This is a genomic window from Vibrio sp. 10N.261.52.C2 (genome assembly GCF_041471425.1).
GTDB classification, from domain to species: domain Bacteria; phylum Pseudomonadota; class Gammaproteobacteria; order Enterobacterales; family Vibrionaceae; genus Vibrio; species Vibrio crassostreae_C.
Map to the genome: position 1 here is coordinate 1 of NZ_JBFROH010000116.1, position 367 is coordinate 367.

Below are 367 nucleotides of genomic sequence, written 5' to 3' on the forward strand. Positions count from 1 at the left end.
CACTGCGGAGTGGTAGTTCAGTTGGTTAGAATACCGGCCTGTCACGCCGGGGGTCGCGGGTTCGAGTCCCGTCCACTCCGCCACTTATTCGATAACCTCGCCTAGTGCGAGGTTTTTTCGAATCTGAAGTAATGAAAGTTTTAGGGGTGTAGCTCCAATTGGCAGAGCAGCGGATTCCAAATCCGCGTGTTGGGAGTTCGAATCTCTCCACCCCTGCCATATGCGAAGCCTCAGCAGAAATGCTGAGGCTTTTTTGCATCTATTGCTTCTACGAAGCAATGTCGTGAGCTGGAATGCCAGCCCGGTCGAATATCCGGAGTGCCGGCTCAGTCCACCCCTGTCATATTTAATACCAATCCGGAAAATT

Annotated in this window: 2 tRNA genes; both read left to right on the forward strand. The window is 52.0% G+C overall.

The window, feature by feature from the left end:
- Positions 1-6 precede the first annotated feature (6 nt).
- Positions 7-83: transfer RNA gene (locus AB4307_RS21985), tRNA-Asp, on the forward strand.
- A 59-nt stretch (positions 84-142) separates the two neighbouring features.
- A tRNA-Trp gene (locus tag AB4307_RS21990) sits at positions 143-219 on the forward strand.
- Positions 220-367 lie beyond the last annotated feature (148 nt).